Annotated in this window: 3 protein-coding genes; 2 read left to right on the top strand and 1 reads right to left on the bottom strand. The window is 35.1% G+C overall.

Annotated features, from left to right (window positions below; translation table 11 throughout):
- Positions 1–164 precede the first annotated feature (164 nt).
- Entirely contained in the window at positions 165–1,862 is a 1,698-nt protein-coding gene (locus EG849_RS15370) for an RHS repeat domain-containing protein (RefSeq protein ID WP_233581822.1), read from the top strand.
- Between the two features lie 565 nt (positions 1,863–2,427).
- Here the strand turns inward: EG849_RS15370 and EG849_RS15365 are convergent.
- Positions 2,428–2,598 carry an IS3 family transposase gene (locus EG849_RS15365; protein ID WP_233581821.1) on the bottom strand — a complete coding sequence of 57 codons (171 nt, stop codon included), beginning with the start codon at positions 2,596–2,598 and terminating at the stop codon, positions 2,428–2,430.
- Between the two features lie 632 nt (positions 2,599–3,230).
- On the opposite strand from EG849_RS15365, the gene EG849_RS15360 reads away from it, so the two are divergent.
- Positions 3,231–3,479, top strand: coding sequence for a hypothetical protein (locus tag EG849_RS15360; RefSeq protein ID WP_125014303.1), 249 nt, complete (start codon positions 3,231–3,233; stop codon positions 3,477–3,479).
- The last annotated feature ends 308 nt before the right edge of the window (positions 3,480–3,787 follow it).

The raw sequence follows: 3,787 nt of genomic DNA, 5'->3' as shown, positions 1-3,787 counted from the left end.
GAACTGGAATTAGGTGCTCACTTTAAACTGGAATCGGGTGGTCAATATCACTGGAATTTGCAGACGGACTGGTAAAATCTCAATATAACGGAAATATATCTGAGATATTTTGGAAAACAGCTACTGACAATATAGTGCGAAAGTATGGCTATGCTTATGATGCTATGAACCGATTAAATGACAGCTACTACCAAAAAGTGGCACCGAATGGGCAGGCTTCGTTCACTGACAGTTATAATGAAAGCATCAGCTATGACAAAAATGGAAATATTTTGAGCCTAGATCGAAACGGAGACTTAGATAGTCCAGAGTTCACCATTGAAATAGATGCGCTCCTTTATACGTATGATGCAGGAAACAAGCTGACCAAAATAAAAGATGCAAGCAGTCATCCGGCTGGTTTTAAGGATGGTGCTGATGAAGATAGCGAAATGGCTTATGACGGACTTGGCAATCTTACCAAGGACCTCAACAAGGGCATACTCCAAAACGGCATAAGCTATAACCATATCAATCTGCCTAAAGAGGTGGTTTTTGAAAATGCTTCTGATAAAAAAATAAAGTACCTTTACAGCGCCTCTGGCTCAAAATTGCAGAAGATTGTTACTAATGGCAGTGTTATAACGACTACTGATTATATGGGGGGCTTCCAGTATATCAACGGCGTACTGCAGTTTATGGAAACGAGTGAAGGCTATGTGAACCACACAGGAGGAAATTATAGTTATGTGTATAATTATACAGATCATCTGGGCAATATCAGATTGAGCTATACGGAGAACCCTAATGGGCAGGATCCTCTCGTGCTGGAAGAGAACCATTATTATCCTTTTGGTCTGAAACAGGAAAAGTACAATGAAGAACAATTCGTATTCGTTTCGGTACCAGGGCAGAATGGGTATTATTTAGGTCTGGAGCCGCTTTCGCCTAATCAGGATTCTGGTTATAAATATAAATTCAACGGACAGGAATACCAGAACGAGCTGGGTCTGAATGTTACTGCGATGGATTTCAGACAGTATGACCATGCTATTGGTAGGTTTAATGGAATGGATCGGTTGGCAGATTTGATGCCGGGAATTAATCCGTATCGCTTTGGATTTAACAACCCTAATAGTTGGGCAGATCCGTCAGGACTTTTTGAAAGTAGTGCTGATGCTTTGTCGCATATTGATCAGTTTGGTCTTTCAGGTGCTTCTGTAAGTTTTAACAGTGTGAGAGGCTATTGGGAGATTGATAATGGAGGTTATACTTTTTGGATGCAGGGAAGCAATCTTGTTTTAGCACATAATACATTATTATTCACTACTATTCCAGGAGGTGGATCAGGAGGTGGATCAGGAGGTGGATCAGGAGGTGGTCCAGGTGGCGGTGGTCCAGGTGGTGGCGGTTCTTCAGGTGGCGGTTCTTCAGGTGGTAGTTCTGGAGGTACGTCATTGACTTCTGCTTTATCTTTTGGTCTAACAATGGGTGAAGCAGCTCGACAATCAAAGATGTACAGCAGATTCGGATCTACTGGTTATTATGTTGAAAAGGCTATAAGTCAAGGGAAATACCTACACCAAGGAGATGTTTATTGGAAGGGAAACTATCCCAAAGTTACAAATGCCATGAAATCGAGTCTTAATGCAGGCAAGCTTGCGACTAGTATTGGCAAAGGGATTACTGGTGTTGCCGTTGTCAATGCTTTTGCACAATATGGGATTAGTGAAGGAAAAAATTCAGATGCAGCAAGATTAGCGGGATCTCTAATTATAACGGGAACTGCATTTATTCCTGTAGTTGGTCCTTTCATTTCTATTGGCTTAGGAATTGCAGATAGCTTTGGAGCTTTTGATTCACTTTATAATATCGCTGATTAATTATGAATTATATATTTGTTATTTTAGGATTGTCGACACACCTGATCTTTCTTTTTAAAAGAGAAATTCTTCTTGATAAGAAGAAATCAATTCTTCTTTTAGTTTTTAATTTTTTTCTATTTTTATTAGGTCTCTTTTTAAAAGATTTTTTACAATTAGAATTTAAATTAATTGGAATCTTAAAAATGAGTCTATGTTCTCAACTAATATTTCTTATTATGTTATTTATATTTAAGAAAGCTTACAAAAAAAATCCTAAGGATACTTATATGAGTTTTGATGCCAGGCTGTTAAAGGATGGTATTTTTAACTTTATTTTTTGGGTTTTAGGAGGATTCATTCCATCACTTATTTTTCTTCATTAATAATATCAAAGTTTTTTAATTAAATGTAATATAAAAATGAATTAACTAATAAAAATTGCAAAAAATGACATGCAATTATGAATATTACTCATGAAAGAAATGATAATTAAAAGATGGATATGCAAACAAAAAGTAGAGAAAAAGTTAAGCTACATTTTTGTAAATAGTTAATTTATTAAATTCTTCAATAGTTTTATAGTTCAAAGCGGAGTGCCTTTTTTTTTATTGTGCCAGATTTCGATGTATTCAAAAACTTCAAGTTCCATTTGCTCTTTAGTAATTAGTTTGTTTCCATAAGTTAATTCTGTTTTTAGCGATTTGAAAAAGCTTTCTGCAACAGCATTGTCCCAACAATCTCCTTTACGGCTCATGCTTCTGGTGACGGTCTTAAAAGAGTCGCGCCTATTGGTAAAGTTCTTATTGGCATATTGAATTCCCCTGTCGGAGTGAATAGCAGTTCATTTATGATTTTTCGATGTACGTCTTCAAACTAAATTGGACTTTATCTAAGAGAGTATTTAGTTAATAATTCAAAGATAAATGATTTTTTTGTTTAGTTAGTAATTTTGATTTTTGGTACTCATTTCTGCGCTGTAAAACTGCAATTTGCTTGAGTTTTTCTCTTTCTTTTAAGATCAATTCACCTCTTCCAAAATAGACATCTGCTGGTGTTAGCTTGTTGTAAATCGTCAGCAATAAGTGGACTAATTTAGGTTAAAACTAAGAGAGTGTTTTCAAAATATTTTAGATACAATACTTATGGCTTCCCCTTCATTTTTAAATTCAATAACCAGTATGCTTTTGTCTCATTTCAGCAACTAAGGTATTTCCGTGTCCTTAACGCAACAGCAAGGCCAGGTCTTTCAGGTTTAAAAAAAATCTCCACCCATGCTGGTTGTATTTTTTTTAAAAGCCTTGCTGTTGCTAGACACTAACCTTTTTATGCTCCCGAAACGAAACATAGCATACTCCGGCTCTTTAGACGAATAAAAAAAGGTCAGCAATGAAGAGTAAAATAGTAGAAATGGATTTGATGAAACAAAACAGCGCCTCCTCTCATTGCCAAATAAAATTTCAAAAAATAGTAATCACTAAAAATCGTAGAAATTATGAAGATCACGGGAAGACTGACAGCGGATGCGAAGGTACTACTGATTCATGGAAATATTTTAATTTATTCAAAATGGATGCAAATAATTGCTATGGCAATTATTGTGTGTTATTGTTATTATTATATGCACAAAAGAGATAGGTATAGGATAATACAATATTTTGAAAAATTAAGTGCAATAAAAATTAAGAGGTTAAATTTAAGTGTAATAATTTTTATTATTCTAACTGTTATTTGCCATATTTGGATTGTAATTTATATTAAAAACTTAACTATTTCAGTATGACATAACCATCGGCAGGTTTAACTGGATAGGCTTTCAGATGTTATGCAAAGGATTCCTTACCGTTTCGGGTTTAACAATCCAAATTATAAGAGTGATCCATCTGGACTATTTGAAAATCAAGCTAGCGCTTTCGCGTATATGAATCAATTAGGGATTTCAGGTT

The organism is Flavobacterium macacae (assembly GCF_003865365.1).
In the GTDB taxonomy this organism is placed as follows: domain Bacteria; phylum Bacteroidota; class Bacteroidia; order Flavobacteriales; family Flavobacteriaceae; genus Flavobacterium; species Flavobacterium macacae.
Note: the sequence above shows the minus strand (reverse complement) of the source record. Positions and strands in the feature narration are given on the sequence as shown.

Bases quoted from the DNA above. Each gene is read 5' to 3' on its own strand.
- EG849_RS15370 (WP_233581822.1), top strand. From the start codon at position 165: ATGAACCGATTAAATGACAGCTACTACCAAAAAGTGGCACCGAATGGG.
- EG849_RS15365 (WP_233581821.1), bottom strand. From the start codon at position 2,598: ATGAGCCGTAAAGGAGATTGTTGGGACAATGCTGTTGCAGAAAGCTTT.
- EG849_RS15360 (WP_125014303.1), top strand. From the start codon at position 3,231: ATGAAGAGTAAAATAGTAGAAATGGATTTGATGAAACAAAACAGCGCC.